The sequence below is a fragment of the Paraburkholderia sp. 32 genome (genome assembly GCF_050435345.1).
In the GTDB taxonomy this organism is placed as follows: domain Bacteria; phylum Pseudomonadota; class Gammaproteobacteria; order Burkholderiales; family Burkholderiaceae; genus Paraburkholderia; species Paraburkholderia tuberum.
Genome location: NZ_JBNDKD010000002.1, coordinates 191,136 through 215,958, shown reverse-complemented (window position 1 = coordinate 215,958; position 24,823 = coordinate 191,136). Strand labels below are relative to the sequence as shown.

Here is a 24,823-nt window from a genome sequence, read left to right as displayed (position 1 = left end):
GAAAACGTCAGATGAAACCAGGAGCGAGGCGGCCTCCGACCTCCGATAAGTCTAAACGACGCCTATCATCCAGATACCGCCCGGCGCCGCACGCGTGACGGGATGGGCGGGGACTCACGCACTGAACGTGTTCGACGGTCGATCCCGGTTTGGGAGGTCACATGTCATCGCTACGCGCAAACGATCTGCTCCATTCGAAGGAAGGGTTCCGTCTGCATGGCCAGGACCTCGACTGCTGGCGCCGCTGGGGGCCTTATCTGAGCGACCGGCAGTGGGGCACCGTTCGCGAAGACTACAGCGACTACGGAACCGCATGGGAGTATTTCCCCCACGAGCATGCGCGCAGCCGCATGTACCGCTGGGGCGAGGACGGCATTGCCGGATTCGGCAATGACCCACTCGACTGGTGCGTGTCGCTCGCGCTCTGGAACGGGCGCGACCCCATCCTGAAGGAGCGGCTGTTTGGCTTGACCAATGCGCAAGGCAATCACGGCGAGGACGTGAAGGAGCTTTACTTCTACGTCGATGGCACGCCGACGCACTCGTACATGAAGATGCTGTACAAATACCCCCACGATGCGTACCCGTATCAGGACCTGATCGAGGAAAACGGCCGGCGCGGCGCCGATCAGCCCGAATACGAAATCCTCGATACGGGCGTGTTCGACAACGATCGCTATTTCGACGTCTGGATCGAGTACGCGAAGCACACACCCGACGACATCGTGATGCGCGTAACCGTCGAAAATCGCGCGGATCAGCACGCGCCACTCCATGTGCTGCCGCTCTTCTGGGCGCGCAACCGCTGGGCGTGGTCAGGCAAGCCCGGCAAGCCGTCGCTCACGCTCGAGCCGGCGTCCGCCGAGGGCGCGCGCGTGATCGCGCACAATCCCGCGCTGGGCACGATGATCGTCACGGCCTCGGCGCCGCAGCCGATCGAATGGCTGTTCTGCGAAAACGAAACCAACGTCCGCCGCCTTTTCGGCATCGCCGGCGCAGGCCCGTTCAAGGATGGCTTCAACGATTACCTCGTCGATGGCGAGGAGCACGCAATACGCCGCGACGCGGGCACCCGCGCCGCCGCGCATGTGGCCCTGTCGCTCGCGCCGCACGAGCGCGCGGTGCTGTATCTGCGCTGGCGTCCGGCGGCACTACCGGGCATCACGCGCGACGACGTGCCGCTCGACTTCGAAGCGCTGTTCGCGCGCCGGATCGCGGAGGCCGATGAGTTTTACGCGGCGCTCCAGCACGACATCAGCGACGCCGACGCGCGGCTCGTGCAACGCCAGGCGCTCGCCGGCATGCTATGGACGAAGCAGTATTACCAGTTCGACGTGACGCGCTGGCACGACGGCGACCCCGGTCAGCCGAAGCCGCCGAAAGGACGCCGGCACGGGCGCAACGCCGACTGGCGGCATATGTGCAACGGCGACGTCGTTTCGATGCCGGACAAGTGGGAGTACCCGTGGTACGCGTCCTGGGATCTCGCGTTTCATGCGGCCGCGTTCGCGATGGTGGACCCCGACTTCGCGAAGAAACAGTTGCTGTTGCTCGTGAAGGAACGGTACATGCATCCGAACGGGCAGTTGCCCGCCTACGAATGGGCATTCGGCGACGCGAATCCGCCCGTTCATGCATGGGCGACGTGGCGCGTGTACGAACTCGATCGTGAAGTCACGGGCGTCGGTGACCACAAGTTTCTCGAGGTGATGTTCCACAAGTTGCTGCTGAACTTTTCGTGGTGGGTCAACCGCAAGGATGCAGAGGACCGCAACATCTTCCAGGGCGGCTTTCTCGGGCTAGACAACGTCGGCATCTTCGACCGCTCTTCCCCGCTGCCGACGGGCGGCCGCATCGACCAGGCGGACGGCACCGCCTGGATGGCCTCGTATGCGCTCGACCTGATGCAGATCGGACTCGAGCTCGCGATGACGAACAACGCGTACGTCGAAATCGCGGTGAAGTTTTTCGAGCATTTCCTGTATATCGCAGAAGCCGTCGGTTGCAGCGAAGGTTGCAGAACGGGGCTATGGGACGGACACGACGAATTCTTTTATGACGTACTGCATCTTCCAGACGGAACCCGTGTGCCGATGCGCGTTCGCTCGATCGTCGGCCTGATTCCGTTGTTCGCCGTGCATGTGCTCGAAGAACGCATATACGGCCACCTGCCCGGCCTGCGAGAACGGCTCGCGTGGTTTCTCGATCACCGGCCCAATCTGGCCAAACTCGTATCGCGTTGGACCGAACCCGGCAAAGGCAACACCACGCTGCTCTCGCTACTGCGCGGATACCGGATGACGGCACTGCTGCGCCGCGCGCTCGACGAAGACGAATTTCTGTCCGATCACGGCGTGCGCGCGCTGTCACGCGTGCATCGCGATACACCGTACGAGTTCGATCATGGCGGCGCGCATGTCTGCATCGCGTATCAGCCGGCCGAATCGGATTCGCGCGTATTCGGCGGCAATTCGAACTGGCGCGGGCCTGTGTGGATGCCCGTCAACTATCTGCTGATCGAATCGCTGTATGAATTCCATCGCTACTACGGCGACGAATTCCGCATCGAATATCCAACGGGATCGGGCAACCGGTGCTCGCTCAGCGAGATCGCCGACGGTCTCGCGCGGCGTGTCACTACCCTCTTTCTCAAGGACGAGCACGGCGTGCGGCCCGTGATGGCGGCTTATCCGCAGTTGCAGGCCGACCCGCGCTCGTCTGATCTCGTGCTGTTCCACGAGTACTTTCACGGCGACAGCGGACGTGGCGTCGGCGCTTCGCACCAGACCGGCTGGAGCGGTCTCGTCGCGCTGCTGCTTCAGCCGCGTCTGATGAAGCTGGCCCACGTGGCGGCCGATGTCACTGCCGAAAAGGTGCCGGCAGGCGCGCCCGTCGCCGAAGACGCGCTGCCCGCGATGGCGCGATAGACGGGCATCGAAAATCCGCAATCGGTCGAGACGCGATTCCCGAAACGCTATGTCCTCGACCTATCGGACCAAAGTCTGATTGACCGACCTGAAGGTCACGTGCATCGTCAAAGGCGAACCGCGAACGTTTCGGCCTCCGCTGCCGCATGAATCGTAGGAAGAGCGCAAACATGGACTGGAACCGCTGGTACAGCTTGAAGAGTTACCTCAGATCTTCCCTGTGGACGGTACCGCTCGTCGCGGTGGCGATCTATGCCGTGGTAAAGCCGCTCACTGAAATGCTGGGAAGGTGGCTGATCGGACACGACATCCTCGATCCGAAAACGGGCCTTTTTGCGCTGTCCATGACTGGAGCGCGGTCACTTGTCGGCGACATCGTTTCCGCAGACCTGGCGTTTCTGGTGTTTACCTTCGGTTCGCTGCTCGTCGCAATCCAGGTCGCTGGCGGTCAATATACCCCGCGGATCATCGCGACGACCTTGCTGCGCGATAACGTGATCCGCAGCATCTCGGGATTGTTCGTATTCACGCTTCTGTTCGCCAACAGAACCCTGGGCTGGATGGGTGACAGCGAGGTGCACCAGCTTCAGGTATTCATTGCAGCGCTATTCGGATTCGCTTCTGTCGTCGCATTCCTTTTCCTGATTGATTATGCGGCGAAATGCCTGCGTCCAGTAAGCCTCGTGGCTCGGGTTGGGGAGCATGGGATCGCGGTCATCGAAAGCGTCTATCCCGACCCAGCGACGGGCCGGACCACCCCGCCGAGACTTGACCACGAGCGAGGCGTCCCTGGCCGCATTGTTCGCCATAGCGGTACATCCGGCATCGTTCTGGCCGTGAATCTCGAAAGACTTGTCGCCAAGGCGAGGCGCACTAACTCGGTTATCGAATTCGTGCCGCAAGTCGGCGACTTTGTCGCGGTGGACGAACCCTTGTTTTACTTGTACGGAGACTCTGACGCAATCGATGAAAACCGGCTGCGTACACTGGTTGCTTTCGGGACTGAACGCACGATGGAACAGGATCCTATGTTCGCGTTTCGCATCCTTGTTGATATTGCGCTGAAAGCGTTGTCGGCTGCGATCAACGATCCAACAACGGCCGTGTTGGCCATCGATCAGTTGCAGCGGCTATTGCGTGTCGTCGGAAAACGGTCTTTGTACTCCGAAGAGATGACGGATAAGTCCGGACTTGTGCGCGTTATCTATCGAACGCCGAACTGGGAAGATTTCGTGCATATCAGTTTCCGCGAGATACGTCAGTACGGCGCGGGCAGCCTTCAGATCGCGCGGCGTCAGCGCGCGGCGATAGAGAATCTCCTTCAGTGCTTGCCGGAGCATCGTCACGACGCCTTGCGTGTCGAGCTGACCCTGCTGGACCGTGCGATCGGCTCGAAGCATCCATTTCCGGAGGACCTGGCGCTGGCCCGTATCCCCGACTCGCAAGGGCTTGGAGGCTCGGAAAGCTCGACAGCAAGGCAACCCGTCCTTTGAGAGGCAAACCATGCGAAAACTCATCATGGGCATCGTTGAATTCCGGGAGAAAATGCTGCCGCAATACGCGCAGCAGTTCAGCAAACTCGCGCTCGCGCAGACACCTGATGCGCTTTTCATAACGTGCTCGGACAGCCGGGTCGTGCCGGATCTGCTTGCATCGACCCATCCCGGCGATCTCTTTACGATGCGCAACGTGGGCAATCTGATACCACCGGCGACTGCGGAGGGCGTCTCTACCGGAGATCTTTCCGAGGCAAGCGCGATCGAATATGCCGTGCTGGTGTTGAAAGTCGCGAATATTGTCGTGTGTGGACATTCGGAGTGCGGCGCGATGAAGGCCGTGTTCTCCAGGCACGTCAAGCTGAAATCGCCAAACCTCGATAAATGGCTATGCCACGCCAACAACGCAGCGTTTCGCCTCGAACAGGAAGGTCCGCTCGACGACAGCTTGAAAGCGCACGATCAATTGTCGCAACTCAACGTACTCGTGCAACTCGAGCACCTGATGACCTACCCGATCGTCCGCCAGCAGGTCACTGCCGGGGCACTCGTATTGAGCGGCTGGTGGTTCGACATCGCGACGGGCGCCATGTACGCCTATGAGCGCACCAGCCGCTCATTCGCAGTCATCGATCGCACAATGGCTGATCGGATGATTGCGCGCCTTGCCGCACGGGCGAGATGACGGGTTGCGAAGCCCGCGACGGGACCGGCATGTCGCTAGCGACCAATGCAATCCCTGCGTCGCGATGCAGACGGCAAGTTCTGTTTCAATGTTCGCTCCGGCCGTCAACGGGCATTCAGCCAAAATCCAGCGTGTCTGCTTACAGGCATACATGAGCCATTGCGGTTAACGCGCGACTGCACACCTGAAGAATCGGGTCTTATCTGTCAGAGGCCAGAATCCTGGAAGTGTTCTCAATGTGCACGGGCCGTGGCGTTCTGATTCCGTACAGGCACATCACGCTGCCGCACAGCAGGAGCACCGCAGCGGTCATGATGGAAAGATGCATACCTTGCATAAATGCATTAGGACGGGTATCGCGTACGAAAAACCCGAACACCGCCACCCCGAGCATGCCGCCTATCTGCCTCGCCGAGTTGAGCACTCCTGACGCGATACCCGAGCGGGAAGCATCCACGGATGACAGCGTGACGTTTGTCATGGTCGGCACCATTAAGGCAATGCCGCTCGCGGCTATGAGCATTGGCACGACCAGCATCCAGTACGAGCCGTCTATGCGAGCCGGCAACAGCAGCAGATAACCCGACGCGGCAATCAGCATGCCGGCAATCATGAGTTTCTTTGCGCCGACGCGGTTGAGCAGCCGACCCGCCAGGATATTCACTGCCATCAGAACGACGGTCATGGGCAAAAACGCGAGGCCGGTCCACTGAGCTGATAACTGCTGCTCTATCTGAAAGAAGAGACTAAAAACAAAGATCAAACCGTAGTAGGCAAAGTTCACGATGACGCCGGCGGCCGAGGCCGCAGAGAACGTAGTCGTTCGAAAAAGAGCCAATGGGAGCATGGGTTCCGTACGGCGTGACTCAAGCCACAGAAACGCCAAGGTGGCAACAACTGAGAACAGTAGCGCACCATAGACCAACGGATGATGCCATCCAAACCGGGCCGCTTCCGTGAGGCACACGGTCAGAGCGACGAGCGCCAGAATGGTCGCCACCTGGCCGGCAAGGTCAATGCTTCGGCTATGCGCCCGTGCGGCTGTCGCCGCATGACGGAGAGTAAGGCTCACGCCTGCAATTCCGATCGGCAGGTTAATCAGAAAAATGCTGCGCCAGCCCACGTGAGTCACCAGCAGCCCACCTAGCACAGGTCCTGCTGCAAGTGCAATTCCGCCTGCAGCACCCCACCAGCCCACCGCTCGGCTTCTTTGCTCCGTATCAGGGAACGCCTGGCGCAGCATAGCCAGCGAATTGGGCACCAACAGCGCGGCGCCCATGCCCTGTACGACGCGTGCAGCCACAAGAATCGGCAACGAGTACGCGATCCCACATGCAATCGATGCCACAGTAAAGACGGCAAATCCCGCAGTGAAGATTCGCTTTGCGCCGAAGCGATCACCTAAGGCGCCCGTGGTGAGAAGCAGCGACGCGAATGCCAGCGTGTACGCGTTGACAACCCATTGCAGGCCGGTCACGTCCGTGGTGAAACGGGCTCGCAAGGCGTCAAGAGCGACATTGACAACGCTGACATCAAGCAAAACAACGACAAAGCCCAGCCCTGCGGCGGCGAGAGTGCCGCGTTGATCGCGGCTCATAGACATGCTCATCTGGAATGACCCTTATCGACTGAACGAGTCTCATGGTAGGCATGTCGCCTTTGTGCGAATATTCCCCAAAACCGCACACTATCCTTGAGAAATTGCACAGATGTTCGATTGGGAAAATATTCGTCATTTCCTGGCTGTCGCCCGCATCGGTACGTTGTCAGGGGCCGCGCGCGATCTGAAGGTTGATCACGCGACGGTGAGCCGACGCTTGAGCGCACTCGAGGACGAGGTCAAGACGCGCCTTGTCGAACGGCTCCCCAGGGCCTGCAAACTCACTCTCGCTGGGCAGCGCGTGTTCGAACTCGCGCAGGGAATGGAAGAGAACGCGTACGCGATTGAACGGTTCCTTGATGCCAGCCTATCCCCGCTTAGCGGCAAAGTCACGCTGAGCGCACCGCCGGTACTAGTGGCCAGTTTTCTGGTGAAGCATCTGGCGGAATTCCGGCTTGCAAATCCCGGCGTCCAGTTGTCTGTTTCTGGCCAGGCACGACAGGTTTCCCTTAGCCGAAGGGAGGCGGATATCGCCTTAAGGCTGGTTCGTCCGGAGGAAGCGACCAGCGTCGTACGCAAGCTAGGGCGTATGCCGTTCGACCTATACGCGAGCAGGGACTATCCGCACCTGCACAATCCATCTGCATGGGAGTTCATCGTCTACGATGCCGGATTCGCGGACATGCCACAGCAGAAGTGGTTGATGAGCGTTGCAAGAGGGCGACCTATTGCTTGCGAAATCAGCGATATCACGGGCCACCTTGCAGCGACCCGAGCAGGCGCCGGCGTGGCTGGCCTCCCGTGCTTCCTTGCAGATACCGATGCGAATCTACAACGCGTCGCATACGACGGCGAACGGTTTTCGCGTGATATCTGGATGGCTGTGCATCGGGATTTGCGGCGTTCGCCGCAAGTACGGGCAGTGATGGACTTTCTGCTGAAAATCGTGGCGGAACATTCCGCCTTTACGATAAGCGGTTAGACGGCGGATGCCAAGGGCCGCCGCCTACGATCGAAATAGTACGGCTGGCACGGCAGATAGCCCATGCCACCGTGAGCGTGCTCGAACGCGATGCGATTCCGGCAGCGGACACCTGGCGCAAAGGCGTCCCGCAGGGTCGTCACACTCATGGGCTTCTTGCCCGCGGCAGCGCGGTGCTCGAGGAATTCTTTCCCGGATATAACAGTGAGGTCGTCGTGGAAAGCGGCGGGGACGTCGTCTAGTGTCGTGGGTAGAGAAACGCGAGCTTGACTACACCATGATGAATCCGTGCCGCATGCCGAGCATCACCGCTTCGGTGCGGTTGGTCGCACCGAGTTTGCCGAAGATTGACGAGAGGTGGAATTTCACCGTGTTGTCCGAGATGTCGAGGTGCCGCGCGATCTCCTTGTTGCCGAGTCCGTCGGCGAGCATCGCCAGCACTTCGATCTCTCGTAACGTCAAGGCTTCGAACGGTTCGCCGGATCCCTTCTGGCGCGACGGTCTTGTTTCGGCCAGCAGCCTTGCGAGGATGTCGGGCGTCAGCACGCAAAGGCCTGCGGCGACGGCTTCGATGGACACGACGATTTCAGCTGGCATCGCGTTGCGCGGCAGGATAGCCACCGCATCGGCGGGCAACGCATCGAAGATCCAGTCGCTGTCCGGGTCGTCGCTCAACAGGACGAGCGACGATGACCCGGGCGAGAGTTCGAGTAGCGTCTTGAGCGCATCGCTCGCCTCCGGCGCGATGTCGGCGACGACCACATCCGGCACCGATCCGGCGAGGCAATCGACGAGCTTTTCGGCGTCGGGCGCGCTACCCAGGAACTCAAGTGCCGGGTTCGCCTCGACAAGCGCTTGCAGGCTTGCGCGCTCTTGCCACGATGCCGCAATCACGACGACCCGTAAAGGCGCCCTCCGTATCGTCTGTCCATCCGACATTTGGTCGCTTCCCGGACGTCACCTGCACGAATTCCGTTGGGGCCGTTCGCCCACCGTTACCGAACACGCGTGGCGTTCGCCGCCTCGGATCAAGGCGATGTGCAACTGCTGCCCAATGCTTGCGGAGCCCAGCGCCGCACTCACGTCACCCATGTCGCGGCAAGGCTTGCCGTCCAGTTCGATCAGTACATCGCCTATCAGCACGCCCGCCTGCTCCGCAGGGCCGCCCGGCGCAAGCGAATTGATCAGCAATCCACTGCTGAACGACAGGTTCATTTTATTGACCCAGGCGTCCAGCAGGCCGACCCGCTGCGTGCCGACACCAAGGTAGCCCCGCGAGACGCGCCCTTTAGCCAACAGTTCATCGGTGACGCGCTCCACGGTCATCCCCGGAATCACGATGCCGGCGCCGCGCATCAGTGCCGAGGTGCAGATGCCGATGACCTGCCCGCGCATGTCCGCGAGGGCCGCCCCGGAGAAACCCGGGCGCAGACCGCCGTCCAGTCGCACGAACGCATCGAGTTGTCCGCCTTTCCACGTGCGCCAGGGACCACCTATGCTACCGATCACGCCAAAATCAGCGCTGACGCCGGAATCGTCCGCACGTGCGACGGCGAGCGCAAGATGACCCGGCTTCAGTGAGTGGGCGTCGCCGGAACCGATCGGGTCGAGGTCCACGCCGTCCAGTTTCAGCACGCCGACGTCGGACCCCAGATCCAGGCCCGCGAGGACTGCGGCGACCGTACGGCCGTCGGTCAACGTGACTTCGATGCCGTCCTCACGCCTGAGCGTGTGTGCAGCCGTCACGACGACGCCACGTCGCCAGATTACGCCACTCGACGGCATGCGATGTCGGCCGTGTACTGCGACGACACTCCGCCCGACTCGCGCGACGATGTCTGCCAGATTGTCCGAGAGATCCATCAAAAGATTTCCGCTCGAGGATGTGGTTTCCATTTCAAGCCCCCTGTCAATTGCGTGCGACCTGCCAGTGCTTCGCGTCGACGTTTGTTCGCCTGTCCAGCTAGCGTGATGACGACGGGTTCACAATGACAGAACGACGGGGGGCCCACACCACCCAAATGGGTAGCCGGGTGGATGCAGCGCGGACTTCACGATGCAACGAGTCTGGTCTGCGACCAGCACGTCCCTGATCACACTGCGGTTAGCGCCGCCCGCTACGGCCCCATACATAGCGAACCCACCGCTGCCACCGGCTTTGCGGTGGAGCGGGCGCGTGGCGCGCAGTCTGCGCTTCGCAGTCGCGCTGGACGGACTTCTGAACCTGTTCGTGGATCTGCCTCAAACTCATGCCGCCTGGGCCTTTCAGTTTGTCGGGATCGGTAGCAGGATCGCCATCGGGATCGTCTGTCATGAGAGTCGCCTGTTTGTGATGAGGCGACTTGATCTTGATACAGATGCTCGGTAGCAGCAAGTTGGACGCGGCTCGCCGAGCAGCGCGTACTCCGACAGTCCTTGCCCGCGTGCCGTTCGTGAAGTAGATTTTTCTAATGAGGTTCGAGCCGGGAGGGACGGCCATGGAACTGAGCGTGGAACGGGTCGAGGTTTGGGCAGCTACCATCGACGATAAACCGGGAGGCCTTGCGAAGGTCTTAAGCGTCTTGCGGGATGCTGGTGTCGACTTGCAGTTCGTCGTGGCACGTCGAACGCCAGAGGCAGCGGGTAAGGGAGTCGTGTTTGTCGCTCCGCTAGAGGGAGAAAGTGCGATCCGTGCCGCCACACAGGCGGGGTTCAGCGTCAGCCCGAGCCTTCACTCCGTCCGTGTAATGGGTCTGGACCAGTTGGGGATCATCGCGCAATTGACCCAGATGTTGGCGGAAGGGGGGATCAACCTTCGCGGCGTCTCGGCCGCTGTACTTGGCACGCAGTTCATTGCGTATCTCGCGGTCGACTCGTTGGACGATGCCGAAAAGGCGATTGACCTTCTACAAAGGGCCTGAAGTACCCGTACCGGACTGCAAACCGGCCTGGCTCTTGCTGACGAGGCAAGGGGGCCACTCTGTCTGACACGACTGCCGTCGACCATCTCAAATCCGTTGCGACAAAGCCGAGCGGCCATTTGAATGGCGAACGAAGCGCCGGGCATGGCGGCGAATCCCGATGCCGGTAGGAGGTCGACAGTGATGAAGACACCGACGACCCGAAGGCGGGTGCTTTGGGCGCTCTCGCTTTGCATTGTCGCGACTTGCATGGCAGTTGGCGGGGCATTGCTGTTCGAGCTGTCGGTGGTCGGCCGTGCCGTGAGCGATTTCCGCCGGGACGCGGCCCTGGCGCAAGCGGGCATCGCACGTGGCGGGCCGGCTACGTCCGAGGAGCGCATCAACCCGCCCTATCTGAAGCGATACGGGTTGGACCGTAACCTGTACAAGGACATTCACGGAAACTTTTCGCCAACGGGTGCTGACTGGCGCCAATGGGGGCTGCGAACCAAGGTCGCAGCCACTGTGTTGTGGCTGGGTCACGATCCACCGGGAACGTGGTGGACCTACGTTCAGATCAAGTGCGTTGATCGGTTTCCTCAAGCTCACGCCGACAGCGAGCCGATCGTCGATGTTGCCGACGCTTGCCTCGGCGAGCCGCATTGATCGTCCCGTTGGTCACTTCCGGTCATCGGAACGGCCAGCGCCGAGTGCCTCGAGCAACGGCCGGAGGGCATCCAGTTCCGCGCCGAAGCCGCTCCAGTCTCCCGCCTTCAGTCGCTCGATGGCGCGGTCATAGTGGACAAGTGCCTCTCTCGCGCGTGCGTCCACTGTGCCTCGGGCTGGCGATGCCGCTTGTGCGGTCTCACTGAAAAGCGCCGCCAGCGCCTCATCCAGAGTGTTCTCCATCACCACACGGTCCCCATACGCGGCAATCACCCGCTTCAACTCCGGCAACTGACCGGACGCCGCGCGCAAATAGAGCGGCGAAACGTAGAGGATCGAGTTCTCGATCGGCACGACCACGAGATGACCGCGAATGACGCGTGAGCCCATCTGGTTCCACAACGAGATCTGCTGCGAGATCTCGGTATTCTGCTGAATCCGCGCTTCGATCTGAAACGGCCCATAGATCAGCTTGTCCTTGGGAAAGGTGTACACGATGAGCTTGCCGTACCCGGGCGCATCGCAACGCGCCGCCAGCCAGGCAATCATGTTCTCGCGCTGGCTCGGCACCATCGGCAGCATGAGGATGAACTCGGCGCGTGCGTCGCCGGGGAGTCGCATGATCGTGTAATACGGCGGCATCGTGCTGGCGGTGCTTCCGCCATCCATTCCGACCAGCTCCTGGGGAAACTGCCACAGATCCTCGCGGTTGTAGAAGATCTCCGGCGCATCCATATGATAGGCGCGGTAGAGCTGCGCCTGGATCAGGAACAGATCTTCGGGATAGCGGATATGCTTTCGCAGCTCCGGTGGCATCACGTCCAAAGGCTTGAACAAACCCGGGAAGATGCGCTCGTATGTGCGCAGGAGCGGATCGGCGGGATCGCTGACGTAGAAATCGACCGTGCCGTTATATGCATCGACCACGACCTTGACGGCGTTTCGGATGTAATTGGCGCCGTCGCCGAAACCCGGCCGGGAGTAAGGAAACCACCGGCTGACGGTGTAGGCGTCCTGGATCCAGAACAGGCGCCCATTGCTTGCGACGATATAGGGGTCATGGTCGAGAGTCAGGAATGGCGCGATCGTACGCACGCGGTCCTGAATGTTGCGATGAAGCAGGATCCGGCTCTTGTCTGTGATATAGCCGCTCAGCAGGATGTTCGGATCGTCGAGCTGCCAGGCGAACAGACTGCGGCGTGCCACACTGCCGATGCTGACGCCATCGCGCCCGCTATACGTCGTGTAGGCATTAGTCGGCCGTTGGGGAAAGTCGAACTCCGCTACGTTGCCGTTCACGATGACGTAGTCCTGCCGGCCTTCGCTGAAATAAAGACGTGGTTCGCGAATGGCCGGGCCGCCGTTGGAGACTGGCGGAATATCGCGCAGATAGAAAAACGGTAAGCCTTCGGTGGATTTCTCGGTGACTGGCGACATCACGACGCCGATGCCGTGAGTAAAGATAAGGTGCAGGTTCACCCAGGTTTGGGCGTTGGTCGGAAGCATCGCCGGTTCCAGTTCACGCGCCGACAGCATTACCTGTCTGTATCCGGGGTCAAGCTGATAGCGGTCGATGTCCACCGAAATAAATTTGTAGTAAGTCCTGATCTCCTGCAGCTGTGCATAGGTATCCATCAGCGGTTGCACATCCCATAGCCGGATGTTGTCGATGGTCGCCCGATTGGCCTGCAGCGAGTCGAGAGTCAGTCCCTGCTCGGCCTCAAACGGTTTAACCTCGATCTTGGCGAGGCCGTAAGCCTGTCGCGTTAGCGCGATAGCGTGCTCGATATAGGGTGTTTCCAGTTTCAGCTCGCTCGGTTTGACATAGAAGCGCTGAAACAGCGACGGATAGATCACAGCGAATACAAACGAACTGCCGAATACGAGCAGCGCGAGAACGACGGGTTGCAGATGGCTCCGCCGGCGCATGTTGATCCAAAGGGCAACGGATGAGGCCGCGGCAAGGCCGACAAGCATCCACAGGACCGGCAACTCGACGTGGACATCGGTATAGCTGGCGCCGACCACGACGCCGTTGTCGCCATAGAGCAGCAGAAAGCGGTCGAGCCACCACGACCAGGCCTTCACCGCAAAGAACAAACCGAGCAGTGCCGAACCATGAGTGAGGGGGGCGGCCGAGAGCGTGCGCGGTGGCCGCTCCAGCGCGATGTCACCGCGCAACCCGTAGACAACGCCTGCCACGATCGCGCTCCAGAAGATTAGCTGCAGCAGCCAGTTCTTGAGTGCGACATACGCGGGGAGCGAGAACAGATAAAAGCCGATATCCCTGTCAAAGATCGGATCGCGTTCGCCAACAGGGACCTGATAAATGAAGCGAAGCGCGAGGTCCCAGCTCGAGACTTCGCTAGCGGCAATAACCAACCCCAGGACGACCGCGGCGCAGGCAATACTGGAGCGCCAGGGAATGTGCGGCGCGATCAGTTCAGACAATTCAACGGCAACTTCCGTCGGACCCGATGGATCAGCTGTTTGCGCTCGCAAGATATCGATGCGCCTCGCGTAACGATGCGCCAAAATCCCAGACAGCCATATCGCGCACGCCGAGACTGCGAACACCGCGGCAAACAGCAGCGCTCTCGCGCAGAGGATGGTCCAGAAAACGCCACCATAGCCGATCGAAGAGAACCACAGCCAGTTGACCAGGATGCCGGTGATGCGTCCGACGACAAGCAGGCCAACGATGACGGCCGTCACCGTGATTGCATAATGTCTCAGGCGCACGCCGGACTTCACTTCCGACCGCATGGTCTCTCCTGTGCTGGCCGTCGCCCTGCCCTGCTGCGATTGCGATCCGGGTTCGGCGAGTCAAAACGGGCGGTGCCCGGGGCAGCGATGCGGCAATTATGCCAAAGTGCGCCGGCACCTGGATTCCCGCAGTACTCGTCAGGACGGTACGTTTTTCCGGGAAACTCGCCTTGCCGCAAACCTGCCTCACGAACCGTGTCGACGGCGGCGGCACGCCCTTTGCTGCGTTGAAACGGTTCAGTTCATCTCACGAAAAGGGACCCCTATCATGAAGCTCTACTATTCGCCTGGTGCCTGCAGCCTCGCCGACCATATCGCAATGCATGAGGCCGATCTCACTTTCGAAAGGATTCGCGTCGACTTGAAGTCCAAGGAGACCGAGACTGGTGAGCAGTTCAATCGGATCAATCCAAAGAGTTACGTCCCAACCCTCGAAATGGATGATGGTCAACGGCTTACCGAGAATATCGCGATTCTTTCGTGGGTCGCACAGCGCAAGCCTGCCCTTGCGCCGAATAGCGAACCCGGCAGCCTGCGCCTGCTCGAGATGCTCGCGTTCATTTCGACGGAAATCCACAAACAGTTCAGCCGTGTTTTCAAGCCCACTTCGGATGCTGAAGCAACGGCAGCGCGCGAGAAGCTCGGTCAACGCTTCCAGTTGATCGCCACCATGTTCAAGGGCGAATACCTGTTCGGCAGCGAAGCGAGTGTGGCGGACGCCTATCTGTTCACGATGCTGCTCTGGGCCAAAAAGGTAGGCATCGAAGTGTCGGAGAAATTGCGAAACTTTGCCGAACTGATGCGCGCGCGTCCGGCCGTCCAGCTTGCCATGAAGCACGAGGGACTCGACTGATGAAACGCAGATCCTCGCCGCGCGCACCTTTAGCTGGATGATTCGTGTGTGTTCGGGCTCGCTCAATGCAGTGTGGCGAGTGCGGCCCGGATACGCATCCCCTGCTCTTCGGAGACGAGCCGATCGAGCACTTCCGCGAAATGGGGGTGATGCATACCGGAATGGAGGTACTGCCACCGGTAGGCATGATGGAAATTCGCTTCGATCGACATGGCTTCTGCCTCGACGACGGCACGCCCGCAGTTCGCGATGAAATACCGCGAGTCCGCTGTCGCCTGCCCGCGCAAAATGCCGTCGATCGCAATCATCAGGTCGATGAACTCGTTGACCGCGTTGTCGCGCGCCGCATCTGTCAGCGTAGCGTCGTGCCGCTTCCATTCCAGCTCATCGAGAATGGCGTGCTGACTTTCTTCCTTCCAGTGGTACAGAAATACATCCTTGAACAGCTCGGATAACTGATCGTCAGGATGAATGCTCTGGCGGTAGTGAATTTGCGAGAACAGTTCAATATGCAGCGTCATGGCCAGCACCGCCCAGGTGCTCTTGCCGAGGACCACGGCGGCAAGCGCATCGGGATCGACGTCGAAGCGATAACCCGCGGGCAGCGTTTCGCCGATCATTTTTTCGATGCGGCGAAACAGCGCCTGGTGTTTAAGCTCTTCGTCGCTGAAACGCACGAGCGCTTCGAGCGCCACCTGATCGCCGAGCCAGTAGTCCCGGCTCACTTCCAGCACCTTGGCGTTAATGAAGCGCTCGACGAGCCCGAACACGTTCGCGTATGTACGCCCCTGAATCTGGCTGACGAACCGCTTCTCAGCCTCCGAGAGCATGATGAAATCCGGCACCAGCGAGAGCCCGTCCGGCAAATACTTCTGGGACATGTCGAAGGTACGGCCTCCAATCACGTCACGGTCGATGTCCCAACTGACCATCTTCGAAGCGCGAATGCATCGGGCGTAGCGATCGCGATCGGACAGCCGCAATATTGCGTTCATTGAAGTTCTCCCAATATGGACCGCGATGCGGTCTAGCGTTGAGTGTCGATTCACCGGGCAGAGCCAGTCGGATGATCTGGCTTTCCGGCACGCTCAATTTACGATTGGGAGTCTTGAAGTTCTATGATCGAGTCGCCGGACGATATGACTGAAACGCCGTTTCGTCACGTTGGTCGCACAGGTCGACAATTGAGTGGGTAGAAACAGCACGGCGCGTCGCGGCAGGCATCACTGATCCCGCAGTGCGGCAACGCCACGCGTAGGTTGCGCGTGCTGCGCTGATGTGGCCACGCCGTTCGTGTTTCCTTTGCTCTTGCGCCAGCCGGCCGGCGGCATGCCGAATTCGCGTCTGAACGCGCGACTGAATGCGGCTTCCGACTCATAGCCAATCTGTTCCGCAACGGCGTTGAGCGGCTTGCTACCGATCAGAAGTTCGTGCGCCGCAATCTGCATGCGCCATCTCGCGAGGTATTGCATGGGCGGCTGCCCCAGAAGATCGGTAAAGCGTTGCGCCAACGCGGAACGCGACAGGCCCACTTTGCGCGCAAGTTCCTCGACGGTCCACGCATGCGCCGCCTGCGCATGAAGCAGCGAGAGCGCGCGTCCAACGTAGCGGTCACGCACGCCGGCGAGCCACCCGGTCTGGTTATCAGGTAGCGCTTCAATACAGCTACGGATTGCTTCGACAAACAGCAGTTCCGATAGCCTGGCAAGCACGATCGTGCCGCCCGCGCGCGAGTCGGCCGCTTCCGCGGCAGCAAGTTTGAGAGACGACTCGAGCCATGCCGCACGCGGATCCTGGCGCATGTCGATCTTGAACAGTCGCGGCAGCGACGAGAGCAGCGGATTGCTCAAAGTATCGTCGCAGGCCAGAAAGCCGCACACGATGCGCGTCACAGCGCCCCCGCCGCCATAGGACAGCGTCATCACTTCACCGGGTGCTGTCGCCATCTGCCCGGCCAGTAGCGAGTCCGACGGCACAGGGGAGATATCGATCGCGCTGCCGATGATGTGCGTTTCACCCTGAGGCACCACGATCAGTTCGCCGGCATGGACGTGAATCGCCGAACCGGGATCGTCGGCCAGCGTCGCCCAGCAACTCCCCTCTATGATCAGATGATAAGAAACGACGCGCTCCGAAGGCGGCAAGTAAGCGCCGCAGAGCGATGCATCGGTGCGACCGATCAGACACCACGGCGCGGTGAGTGTCCCGTTCAGAAACACGGCGCCGCTCAGACGAACAGCGCGCAGAACCTCAGAGACTGCATCCATGGATAGCTCGCGTGAAATGCGATTTCCCGGGCGAGAAACCTGGCCGCCGTTCATTCGTCAGGATGGCCAAGGGCTCCATGTTATACCCGCAACCTCACTTGATGACAATTCCCTTACTGGCGTTTTGCGCGAGGCTTATGAAGCGCTTTGCGGGTCCGTTGAAGACTCGCGCCTGGCAAAAAGCGCACCGCGGAACGTGCGCTTCGCCAGGATGACAGGACGATCTTTGTGGACGCCCGCACTGCGCACGCGATGCATCGGCAAGAAGTGGACGATCGGACAAGAAAGATCGACGCACGGGCAGGACGGCAATCGCTTGCCGCGGGCAGAGTTCATGACAGGAAGGAACATCACGGATCGGCGTCATCCGTACTTCGCCAACAAGCCTTCCTCGGACTCTGGAAACCTGGCGCGTCACCCAACTTGCACGAATCGGTTCAAGCACAGCAACTGACCGCTTCGCGCAAACACAGTAGCGTGAGACACCGATGAAACGCCTGATAAGCCGTGCGATGTACCACCCGATCATTGCGCTATCCGTTTTCTATCTGGCCGACGTTATGCATCACGTCGATTACAGCATCGCTGGTGCATTGCTGGTTCTGACCGCGAAAACGATCTCGCGGGTTTCAAGTCTGTTCGACAAGGGATAGAGCTGCGATGCGAAGCGTTCGTCGATCAACGTCCGAGCGCGGCGCTGCAATTCAGCATTGGCATAAGAGACACTGGTTGCGATCGGCAAATCGACGAACAGAGGCCATAAAAAAGGCCTGTTCGTGATGCAGATGCACGAACATGATCGCTAGAATTTCCTCCAGCACGTTACACACGGTCCCGCGTCCGATATCTGTCGGACCGCTTTCTCACATCGGATCTCCGGTTAATTCAGCATGGCACGGCTTGCACGGCACTACGTCCCCGATCAACCGCAGCACGTTATCTTGCAGGGACTCGCGGGGCCCGCTTTCATGGACGAAGGAGACTACCTGTACTTCCTCGCCTGCGTGGCAGACGCAGCGCGCGTCGCCGATCTGGCGGTCCATGCGTGGGTGCTCATGCCTCATTCGGTACAGTTCCTCGTCACGCCTTCGTACGAGTCGAGCGTCGCCATGGCAATGCAGGCGGTTGGCCGCCGCTATGCCGAGACCTTCAACCGCCGCCATGGACGCCGCGGTGCGGTATGGCGTGGCGAGTACCGGTCGACAGTGATTGAGCCCGACCGGTATTTCCTGCTCGCGAGCCAGGTCATCGATCAGGCGCCGGTGCGCAATGGCCTGGCGGCCGAGCCGGGAAACTACCCGTGGTCGAGCTGCGCGCACCACATCGGGCTGCGTGTCGATAGGTTCATCAAGGACCACCCACTGTACCGGGCGCTCGGCAATACGCCGTTCGAGCGCCACCAGACTTATCGCGATCTGGGCGCACAGCCTGTTGACGAACGCGAGATCAATAACCTGATGCAGTCGACGCTCAACGGCTGGGTGCTCGGCAGCCCCGCGTATTGCGAATGGGCGGCGCAGACAGCCAATCGGCGCTTGATGCCACTGCTGCTGCGCGACCGGCCGTCCACGGTTCGCACCACACGCTCGCTCGTACACGTGGGCTAAGCAAAGAACGATCGAGCTTCGCGAGATTACACGACCGCGCCGACGCCGCCCGTCGCGCGAGGCCCTGCATTTCACGCACAACACATTGCCGCTCGCGTCTGCGCGAATCCCTCGCGATAGCGAGCGGCGAGGTGTGTGGCCGTGCGCCGCAGCAACGTCCGGTCGATCGTCAGGGCATGGAGCATTGCTTGCGAAAGTGCCTCGATCCCGACGCTGCCCGGCACGCACGCTGGCTCCCACGTCGCGGCAAACGCGGACTGTTTGGTCGTGTCGTTCGCGCGCGCCGGATGGAAGAAGTTCACCCGCGGCAAGCCGAACGCCAGCGCGACGATCCGTCCGTGCAGGCTGCTTCCCGCGTAGGCCGTGGCGTCTGCGATCAGTGCGCAGATGTCCCATATCTCCAGCGAACGGAAGAGTTGCGTACGTGAGACCTTCATCCGTGCCGCAATCCGCTCGTAGCAGGCCATATCGTCATGCCAGGGCGCCGCACCCGCTCGAAAGAACACAATACCAAGCCCGCTCTCGTTCGACACGCGATCGAGCTCGCGCGCAAGCACACCGAGCGTTCCGTCGTCGCCGAAATCCGCACTGAACTGCACGGCGACATACCCCTCGGGAAACGCCCTTTGCAAATCCGCCACGCCGCTTCGTTCCTTGCACGCGCGAATGTTCGCGCCGAACAGCTCCGTCACCATCACCGCCGGATCCGGCACGAGCCGCGCGAGAATGCCTGCTGCGGCGAGCCCGTTCTGGGTGTGGATGTCACGCACGCTGACGTCGTCGGCTTGCGCGAGCTTCGACAGGACTTCTGCTCGCATCCCGGGATCGAGTCGCTCCACATCGACGCCGCCGGCCGCGTGATAAGTGACGCTCGACGCACAGGGAAACATCGCGCGAGACGTCATGTAGGGGGCAAGCGCATCGAGACCCATCAGCGCACGTGCCCACGCGCGTCGCTCGTCGTTGTGCGTTTCCAGTCGCGCGACGATCTTCTGTGCCTGGTCCCACGGCAGCAGCATCACCGCCGCCTCCCAGTCGCCGCAAGTCAGGATCTCGCCGCCCGCGTGCACGATATGCACACGGTCCTTGCCGCGTTCTGCGGCCAGTTGCGCGAGCGCCTGAACAGCGTGGCCGCCGTGGACGCGCAGGTCGCGCTCCGCGAGCCCGGCGAAGATCACGTCGTCGCACGCAAGCAGTTTTGCGACGACGTGAGGGAACAGCAGGTCACCCAGGTTGTGGCGATCGAAGGCGCCGAACACCACGACCGCATCATGTTTTCCTGTGTCTCGCATCATGATTCGGGCCCCGACCTCCCTCGGTACGAAGTCGCCGCTTGTCGCGCCACTCCTCCACCTGCCAGGCGATCAGTCCAGGCAGAAAGACGATGATGTCACGAATACGGCGCGCACCCGCGAGCGCAAGGCAAAGCTGCGGATGGAAACCAAGTACCGTGCCGATCAGCAGAAATCCACCTTCCTGAACGCCGAGTGCGCCAGGCACAAAGAACGCGACGCTGCTGAGCGCCTGGATGAGCGACTCGAGTACGACTGCCTGCAGGAAACCTGCTTTTGCCGACAGAAAATAGAGCGCGAGCCATAGCTCGAGCGCCGTCGCGATGCATTGGAGTGATTGCCAGATGAGCAGGTAACGGATGATGACGCCGGGCTGATGCCAGAGCTCACTGATCGATTGATCGATGCGCACCGACTCGCCGACGAGCGAGCGGAACTTGCCGCTCGTGATGCGATTGAAAAGTTTCGTGAGCCGCGCGAACGGACTCGCTCGCTGCACGAACGAAAACGCCAGGAGCAGAACCGCCAGAATGGCGATGCCGCCTCCGAGCCTGGCTGCGAGGTGCAACGCCCTGGAGCCGGCATGGGCGATCAGATAGCCGATGGCCGCAATGGCGAACAGCATTTCGCTGATGAGCGTGAGCTGGAGGTCGACGACGAGGCTCGCCATGGCCGGGGCAGGCTCCATGCCCCGTTTGCGCATCATGCGAAACGTCACGACTTCACCGCCCACTCGGGCAACGGGCAACATGCCGTTCACGGACTCCCGAATCCAGACGAGACGCAGTACGGCGAACAGCTTCGGGCGTGTCGCGCCGCGCATCAGCATTTGCCAATTCCTTGCGTTGGCGAGCATCGGCAGAATGTGGACCATCCCTGCAAGCGCGAGCCCGGCGCCGGCCGCGCGCATCAAACCGAGCACCTTCTGCGCGTCGGCGTGCCAGACGAGCCAGACCGCGATGGCCAGGCCAGCAAGTGCGGCAGCCCGGGCGAGATATTTCATAAGCTGGCGCGAGCGTAGGGTCAGTCGCTTTGAAGCCGCAGCAATAGACTTTTGCGTCCACTTCGGACATCGAGGCGCAGCTGCGACTCTCCCGATAACTTTTCACCGAGAATCTGGCATATCGCACCTCGGGCCCCTATTCGAGCTGTCGCATAACTCGTTCCCCGCGCGGGGAGAATGGTGTGTGATTAGCGACCGTGACGAAGTCTCCGCTGCGCGCTGCGGTGCTCAGCGACAGTCACTGGCGAAGCTGTTCGTACACACGATTGCCGAGCGGCGGCGCAGGCGGCCACCCAACGTATGTAGGTCGTCAGATACGTTGTCTGCGCACCGGTCAGCGGACCCGTGCGAATGCTCGCAGCACGGCGTCGCCGCGCGGCGTCACGCGAGGTAACCGGAAGCCCGGCCCAGTTGGCTCATTCGCAATCAACTGCAGTTCGCGGAGCGCCCCAAGCTCTGCCCGATCCGAATCAATTCGTTCAGGCGCATCCTTCAACAGCAGCAACGTGGCCACTTCGTGCGGGCTCAACATGTCGTTTACCTCACGGCGGGAACGAAGGAACGGGTGACCAGATCCGGCCACGGCTGCATCGGCAGCACGCGAATACCGGACCCGGCAGGATTGGTGGAAGCTCGTCGCCTATCGGGTTGACGAGCGACGTGTGCGAGGCGGACCTCGTCGTTCCGCCGTGTCAGGCGTCGCCTTTTCGACGCGCTCGAGAAAGGCACGGACCATTTCTCCGACCTGTGCCTCGGCGACGGACACGCCATCCGGCTGCACTTCCGGCGGCACGGCCGCGCGCATCATCGCGTCGACGCCCGTTGCGCAGGCCGGCAGCCCAGCGGGCCTGGTGTCCTCGTGGAGCTCACGCTCGTCGTCGTGATCGCCGCCGGCGTGGCACGGTCTGATTGTTTCAGACGCGATATCCATCCAGCCGCGGGTGTATCCGGCGAACTGCAGGGTGAGCCAAGGCATCACATCCGCTTGACGTCTGAGGAACTGTTCAGGCGTCTGGGCGCGCAATACGCTTTCCCAGTGCAGCGCGGCACCCGTGACCGCGGACCTGTATGTATCCACGTTCAGCCGTATCAGCGCGCAATAACCGGCGAGGAACTGGTTGGGCAGTTGCGACACGTCGGTCGGAACGGATAGGGTAAATGGCATCTGTTTTGGGCTGCTCACGGAATATCTCTCAGGTTCTCGCGGACACGGCGATCGCTGCCACTGCGATTCGTGAAGGTCGTTCCCATACCGGGCCGTTGGCCAGGCAGACAGTCTGAAGCCGTCTTAGAGCAGCCATTCTAACTTTGTTAAGTCGAGTTACGATTTTTACGAGCCAGGGAGTTTCCCCAATATGTGGGAAATTGACGCCTGTGATGAGTGGCGGCGATCACGGTCATTGATAGCAAACCCCTCGCGCGCCGCACGACGCGACGGGAATACCGCGCGGCGCGTTGCGAGCCTCGTCATGCAGCCGCTACGACGCAGCAAACAGAACCTCAACCGCCGGCGTGAAAGCTCCGCTGAAACGTCGCCCGAGGAGCCCATTACAATGGACGCTATCCAACATACGAATGCGACCTGCCGTGCATCTTCCCTCGCGCCGTCGAGCGCAAAAACGAACAGCCCCGTCAGCCTGGATCGCCGCATGCGTCGCGCTTCTTTTGTTGTCGCCACCCATCCTTGCCCAGGACGAAAAGCCCGGTATCGCCTTTTCCTCGTTCGAGCCCGGCGCATCGCTGCCCGCGGGCTGGAAGAACCTGCCGGTCGTGCGCGGCAAGCCCATCACGCAATACACGCTCGTTCACGACGACCACACCACTGTGCTGCAGGCGGACGCGAACCGCTCTGCTTCCGCGCTGATGCACGACGGTGATATCGACCTCGCTCGCACTCCCGTCGTGGCATGGCGCTGGAAAGCGGATAGACCGATCGAAGGCGCCGATAACCGCGTGGCGTCGAAGGAAGACGCGCCAGCGCGGCTGGTGTTCATGTTTGCCGGAGACAAGAGCAAGCTGTCGCTTTTCGACCGGGCGAAGATGGGGCTGGCCAAGGAACTGAGTGGCGAAGATCTGCCCTATGCCACGTTGATGTACGTGTGGTCGACCACCGCCGCGCCAGGTACCGTCATTGCCAACCCTCGCACGAACCGCGTACAGATGATCGTGGTCTCCGGTCTGCCTGGCGATGCGGGTCAGTGGCAAAGCCTGCGCCGCAATATCGTGCAAGACTATGAGCGGGTCTTTCACGAACCGCCAGGACGAATCACAGGCTACGGGCTGCTGACCGATACCGACAATACCGGTGCCACGACACGCGCCTGGTACGGAGACGTCCAGTTCCTTCCCGGGCCTTGATCACCGGGTGCCATCGAGTTGATCGAGCCCGTCGGCGCGGCGTGGCCGGCTGAGTGTCCCGCGCGCTTTCGTAAGCGAAGATGACGCGCCTTGCCGATCACCGGCTTGCTTTGGGGCGCAGCCATCGACCCTTCATTCCTCAGGCGCTCAGATGCGTTGTCGAATCGAGAAGCGTCGCCGCCGATCGCGTCCGCGGGAATTTTGCCGGCCATTCCCGCGAACACCAGCCCATGTCCGGAGAAGCCTTGCACGTAGTAGAGGTTGTCGCCGACACGGCCAAGACCCGGCGCGCGGTTCATCGTGACGTCGACAAAGCCACCCCATGCATAGTCGATGTTCACGCCGTCGAGCTGCGGAAAAACGCCCGTCATGCGCCTGCGCATGCGGTCGATGACTTGCCGCATCGCTACCGAACCCGTGCCGATGCGCGTCCGCAGGCCAATGCCGTTCATGCGTACCCCATCGTGGTTCCGCCGGCTGCATGCCCTCTTCCACGAACGCGTCGACGGACCACGTATCGACGAACTCGTTTCGCGCCTTGCGGCTTTTGGCGACCTGGAAGTCCCGTTCCGCCACCTGAATCGCCTTGATGTTCAGCCGGTGCGCGAGCGCCGCGTCACGAAGATCGGGGAAATGGCCACGAGCGCAGCCGCGCTGCGGGCCGAGACGATGGTTGCCGCGCGGGAACGCGCGTTGCTCGATGTGCATCGTCAATACGAAATTCATAACGAGACACCCACGGGCTGCGCGTTTTTCGTGGCCGAACGGCGCGACCAGCGGGGCGAGCGTCTATGTCCCGGTCGCGGACGAGATCGACTATCCCGCGATCTGGAGGCCGCGCGCAACCGCCGGCAAAGCAGACGTACGTGGCAAGCGTTCAGTTGTGGGAGAAAAGCGATGTCCATTCAGGAATATGCGCCGTATCGCGGCTGCAATATCGAGGTGAACGTTACGCTATCGAAGACGCATTGGCTCGGTGGCAAATATCGCCGTTATCGCGTGTCATGGACTGTGACGTTGCCCGGCAATCCGGAACAGGAACTGCTGAGTTTTCCGGAACAGTTCGATTTTCTGACCGAGCATGAAGCGTTCAAGTATGGAGAAAATCGGGCGCACACCTTTGTCGATTCGATGTTGTCGACGCCTTCTCAAAGGCGCAGGTTCCGCGACGCGGTCGCTCGGCCCGCAACGCGCCAGGAGGTTTAATGGCTCGCGCCGGCGTGCCCTTTCGGAGCGGTATGGCGCGTCGCCGCGTTTGCCTATGATCCCTTCGAGCTTCGTGCGGCAGACAGAAGCGACCGGAGACACCGGGTCTTCCTGGAAGTCTTGCGACAATCGCAACACCATCTCGCTATCTGGCCTGTTTGCCTTGCCGGTCAACTGCGTAGCGTCGGCAATGCTCCAGATATTCGGCTTGGTTTGCGACGGCCAATTCAACCGGC

24 protein-coding genes are annotated in these 24,823 nt (G+C 61.0%); 12 read left to right on the top strand and 12 right to left on the bottom strand.

Annotated elements, in window-relative coordinates; all coding sequences use genetic code 11:
- The first annotated feature begins 161 nt into the window (after positions 1 to 161).
- The 3 genes from OKW26_RS16300 to OKW26_RS16290 all read left to right on the top strand — a co-directional run bounded on the left by OKW26_RS16300 (position 162) and on the right by OKW26_RS16290 (position 5,108).
- A complete protein-coding gene (locus OKW26_RS16300) occupies positions 162 to 2,927 on the top strand; it encodes an MGH1-like glycoside hydrolase domain-containing protein (RefSeq protein ID WP_429354395.1) in 2,766 nt (921 codons plus the stop codon).
- A gap of 170 nt (positions 2,928 to 3,097) precedes the next feature.
- Complete coding sequence (locus tag OKW26_RS16295; RefSeq protein WP_429354394.1) at positions 3,098 to 4,420, top strand: DUF2254 domain-containing protein; 1,323 nt, start codon at positions 3,098 to 3,100, stop codon at positions 4,418 to 4,420.
- A gap of 10 nt (positions 4,421 to 4,430) precedes the next feature.
- Positions 4,431 to 5,108 (top strand): carbonic anhydrase, encoded by a 678-nt coding sequence (locus tag OKW26_RS16290; protein ID WP_429355231.1) that lies wholly within the window; start codon positions 4,431 to 4,433, stop codon positions 5,106 to 5,108.
- A gap of 199 nt (positions 5,109 to 5,307) precedes the next feature.
- Here the strand turns inward: OKW26_RS16290 and OKW26_RS16285 are convergent, their stop codons facing one another.
- Positions 5,308 to 6,705, bottom strand: a complete 1,398-nt coding sequence (locus tag OKW26_RS16285) for an MFS transporter (RefSeq protein WP_429354393.1) — start codon at positions 6,703 to 6,705, stop codon at positions 5,308 to 5,310.
- Between the two features lie 112 nt (positions 6,706 to 6,817).
- Here OKW26_RS16285 and OKW26_RS16280 point away from each other — a divergent pair, with 112 nt between their 5' ends.
- Both OKW26_RS16280 and OKW26_RS16275 read left to right on the top strand, forming a co-directional pair.
- Positions 6,818 to 7,690, top strand: a complete 873-nt coding sequence (locus OKW26_RS16280; protein WP_187613438.1) for a LysR family transcriptional regulator — start codon at positions 6,818 to 6,820, stop codon at positions 7,688 to 7,690.
- A 71-nt stretch (positions 7,691 to 7,761) separates the two neighbouring features.
- Positions 7,762 to 7,932, top strand: a complete 171-nt coding sequence (locus OKW26_RS16275) for a hypothetical protein (RefSeq protein WP_429354392.1) — start codon at positions 7,762 to 7,764, stop codon at positions 7,930 to 7,932.
- Positions 7,933 to 7,960: 28 nt separating this feature from the next.
- Here OKW26_RS16275 and OKW26_RS16270 read toward each other — a convergent pair whose 3' ends face one another.
- From OKW26_RS16270 to OKW26_RS16260, 3 genes are all read right to left on the bottom strand, one after another.
- Positions 7,961 to 8,629: a LuxR C-terminal-related transcriptional regulator gene (locus OKW26_RS16270; protein WP_429354391.1), complete on the bottom strand. Its 669-nt coding sequence runs from the start codon at positions 8,627 to 8,629 to the stop codon at positions 7,961 to 7,963.
- Positions 8,630 to 8,647: 18 nt separating this feature from the next.
- Positions 8,648 to 9,553 (bottom strand): S1C family serine protease, encoded by a 906-nt coding sequence (locus OKW26_RS16265; RefSeq protein ID WP_184039521.1) that lies wholly within the window; start codon positions 9,551 to 9,553, stop codon positions 8,648 to 8,650.
- A gap of 241 nt (positions 9,554 to 9,794) precedes the next feature.
- Positions 9,795 to 10,004: a hypothetical protein gene (locus OKW26_RS16260; RefSeq protein WP_084754273.1), complete on the bottom strand. Its 210-nt coding sequence runs from the start codon at positions 10,002 to 10,004 to the stop codon at positions 9,795 to 9,797.
- Positions 10,005 to 10,167: 163 nt separating this feature from the next.
- Here OKW26_RS16260 and OKW26_RS16255 point away from each other — a divergent pair, with 163 nt between their 5' ends.
- Positions 10,168 to 10,590 (top strand): ACT domain-containing protein, encoded by a 423-nt coding sequence (locus tag OKW26_RS16255; RefSeq protein ID WP_429354390.1) that lies wholly within the window; start codon positions 10,168 to 10,170, stop codon positions 10,588 to 10,590.
- Positions 10,591 to 10,713: 123 nt separating this feature from the next.
- Entirely contained in the window at positions 10,714 to 11,235 is a 522-nt protein-coding gene (locus OKW26_RS16250; protein WP_429354389.1) for a hypothetical protein, read from the top strand.
- 12 nt (positions 11,236 to 11,247) lie between these two features.
- On the opposite strand, the gene OKW26_RS16245 is transcribed toward OKW26_RS16250, so the two are convergent.
- The gene (locus OKW26_RS16245) at positions 11,248 to 14,001 is read right to left on the bottom strand and encodes a UPF0182 family protein (RefSeq protein WP_429354388.1); all 2,754 of its coding nucleotides are present in this window, start codon (positions 13,999 to 14,001) and stop codon (positions 11,248 to 11,250) included.
- A 268-nt stretch (positions 14,002 to 14,269) separates the two neighbouring features.
- On the opposite strand from OKW26_RS16245, the gene OKW26_RS16240 reads away from it, so the two are divergent.
- Positions 14,270 to 14,854 (top strand): glutathione binding-like protein, encoded by a 585-nt coding sequence (locus OKW26_RS16240; RefSeq protein WP_429354387.1) that lies wholly within the window; start codon positions 14,270 to 14,272, stop codon positions 14,852 to 14,854.
- Between the two features lie 62 nt (positions 14,855 to 14,916).
- On the opposite strand, the gene OKW26_RS16235 is transcribed toward OKW26_RS16240, so the two are convergent.
- Entirely contained in the window at positions 14,917 to 15,849 is a 933-nt protein-coding gene (locus OKW26_RS16235) for a hypothetical protein (protein ID WP_184069682.1), read from the bottom strand.
- A 228-nt stretch (positions 15,850 to 16,077) separates the two neighbouring features.
- The gene (locus OKW26_RS16230) at positions 16,078 to 17,121 is read right to left on the bottom strand and encodes an AraC family transcriptional regulator (protein ID WP_429354386.1); all 1,044 of its coding nucleotides are present in this window, start codon (positions 17,119 to 17,121) and stop codon (positions 16,078 to 16,080) included.
- Positions 17,122 to 17,609: 488 nt separating this feature from the next.
- Here OKW26_RS16230 and OKW26_RS16225 point away from each other — a divergent pair, with 488 nt between their 5' ends.
- Together OKW26_RS16225 and OKW26_RS16220 are read left to right on the top strand one after the other, a co-directional pair.
- Complete coding sequence (locus tag OKW26_RS16225) at positions 17,610 to 17,774, top strand: hypothetical protein (RefSeq protein ID WP_167368794.1); 165 nt, start codon at positions 17,610 to 17,612, stop codon at positions 17,772 to 17,774.
- Between the two features lie 237 nt (positions 17,775 to 18,011).
- Positions 18,012 to 18,728, top strand: a complete 717-nt coding sequence (locus tag OKW26_RS16220) for a transposase (protein WP_429354385.1) — start codon at positions 18,012 to 18,014, stop codon at positions 18,726 to 18,728.
- A 71-nt stretch (positions 18,729 to 18,799) separates the two neighbouring features.
- Here the strand turns inward: OKW26_RS16220 and OKW26_RS16215 are convergent, their stop codons facing one another.
- The 4 genes from OKW26_RS16215 to OKW26_RS16200 form a co-directional block, all read right to left on the bottom strand.
- A complete protein-coding gene (locus OKW26_RS16215; protein WP_429354384.1) occupies positions 18,800 to 20,023 on the bottom strand; it encodes a polysaccharide pyruvyl transferase family protein in 1,224 nt (407 codons plus the stop codon).
- Positions 19,998 to 21,023, bottom strand: coding sequence for a lysylphosphatidylglycerol synthase domain-containing protein (locus OKW26_RS16210; protein WP_429354383.1), 1,026 nt, complete (start codon positions 21,021 to 21,023; stop codon positions 19,998 to 20,000). The genes OKW26_RS16215 and OKW26_RS16210 overlap by 26 nt, the downstream gene beginning before the upstream one ends.
- A 334-nt stretch (positions 21,024 to 21,357) precedes the next feature.
- Positions 21,358 to 21,555: a hypothetical protein gene (locus OKW26_RS16205; protein ID WP_184068456.1), complete on the bottom strand. Its 198-nt coding sequence runs from the start codon at positions 21,553 to 21,555 to the stop codon at positions 21,358 to 21,360.
- A 108-nt stretch (positions 21,556 to 21,663) separates the two neighbouring features.
- Positions 21,664 to 22,158: a phasin family protein gene (locus OKW26_RS16200; protein ID WP_429354382.1), complete on the bottom strand. Its 495-nt coding sequence runs from the start codon at positions 22,156 to 22,158 to the stop codon at positions 21,664 to 21,666.
- Positions 22,159 to 22,610: 452 nt separating this feature from the next.
- Here OKW26_RS16200 and OKW26_RS16195 point away from each other — a divergent pair, with 452 nt between their 5' ends.
- Positions 22,611 to 23,381 (top strand): DUF3047 domain-containing protein, encoded by a 771-nt coding sequence (locus tag OKW26_RS16195; protein ID WP_429354381.1) that lies wholly within the window; start codon positions 22,611 to 22,613, stop codon positions 23,379 to 23,381.
- Here the strand turns inward: OKW26_RS16195 and OKW26_RS16190 are convergent.
- Entirely contained in the window at positions 23,297 to 23,833 is a 537-nt protein-coding gene (locus OKW26_RS16190; RefSeq protein ID WP_429354380.1) for an NAD(P)/FAD-dependent oxidoreductase, read from the bottom strand. The genes OKW26_RS16195 and OKW26_RS16190 overlap by 85 nt on opposite strands.
- Here OKW26_RS16190 and OKW26_RS16185 point away from each other — a divergent pair.
- Positions 23,832 to 24,587 carry a hypothetical protein gene (locus tag OKW26_RS16185; protein ID WP_429354379.1) on the top strand — a complete coding sequence of 252 codons (756 nt, stop codon included), beginning with the start codon at positions 23,832 to 23,834 and terminating at the stop codon, positions 24,585 to 24,587. The two genes, OKW26_RS16190 and OKW26_RS16185, sit on opposite strands and share 2 nt — an antisense overlap.
- The last annotated feature ends 236 nt before the right edge of the window (positions 24,588 to 24,823 follow it).